Source organism: Salipiger marinus (assembly GCF_900100085.1).
GTDB classification, from domain to species: domain Bacteria; phylum Pseudomonadota; class Alphaproteobacteria; order Rhodobacterales; family Rhodobacteraceae; genus Salipiger; species Salipiger marinus.
Window position 1 is genome coordinate 1 of sequence record NZ_FNEJ01000111.1, and the last position, 1006, is coordinate 1006.

Sequence of the window (1006 nt, forward strand, 5' to 3'; positions counted from 1 at the left end):
AACCCGTCGGGTAGCAAGATCAAAATGGGGGCCGGCAAGGGTAGCGCTTCGCTGATGCGATTTTCAAAGGCGGCCTGCATCGCCTTGGAAATTTCGCAAGATCACGACTGTTTGTTACAGCTGGACTTGACGGGAGCTCGTGGCGCTATCGGCACAAATCGCCGCGAAAACGTTACCGGCGGGTTCCTGGGCGCGGATTTCGGGAAGATCCGGGAACGGCTTTTGCGGCGCGAGGAAGGGAATGGGATCGCCACGCAGATAGGCCTCCACCTGCACGACCAGCCAGCGCCGTCCTCGCGCGGGGGCCCGGCCCGGACCCGTGGCGGTCAGCTCGACTGGGGCAGGAAGCGGGCTTCGGTTTTCGCAAATGCCGGCGCTGACGGCCGAGGTGCTCAACCCGGTGATCTGCGACACCCAGCTGGCCTTCTGCAGGGGCATCAGCAGCAGCGCCAGGTCTTCCGGACTCGCCGCGGTGACGCCGATGATTTTTCGCAGAACGTCATGTATCGCGAAGCGACGGTTTTTCGCATGCCCGGTAAGCTCGCGGATCCCGAAGCGCGCCACGAGATGGGGAACCGCATTCTTGCCGACCTGGCTCCAGGCGGCCAGTTCGGCAGTCGTCATGACGGCAGGAAAGCGGAGGGTGACCGGAGAGAGCCGATGGGTCGCGGCGGTGTAGGCCGACTGATCGGCCGCGAAGTGCTGGTGGTGCTGCATGACAGGTCCGTGGTCGGTGTTGAGAAACACGACCTGCGGACTTCTGGTCTCAGAGAAGCCGTACGGTTTGCAAAACAAGCACGGTGAGCTCAGCCAATCAGCATGTCGCGGGGCCACTCAGAACTGCGACCCAAAGCTCGGATCCTTGAGGTGGCGTAAGGCCGGCTCGATCCGCTTGTTCATGCATCAGTGGATGACCTTTAAGGCGTCCCGCTCTTTCATCACGTCGGGGGCCCGAGGTGCAGCTAAGCACCGTGTCTTCAACAGATTAACTTTTCGCAGTTCTGCT

Annotated in this window: 1 protein-coding gene; it reads right to left on the bottom strand. The window is 61.8% G+C overall.

The genetic code is table 11. The features are described from left to right. Positions 1–114 precede the first annotated feature (114 nt). Positions 115–747 carry a hypothetical protein gene (locus BLR51_RS27120; protein WP_165616972.1) on the bottom strand — a complete coding sequence of 211 codons (633 nt, stop codon included), beginning with the start codon at positions 745–747 and terminating at the stop codon, positions 115–117. Positions 748–1006 lie beyond the last annotated feature (259 nt).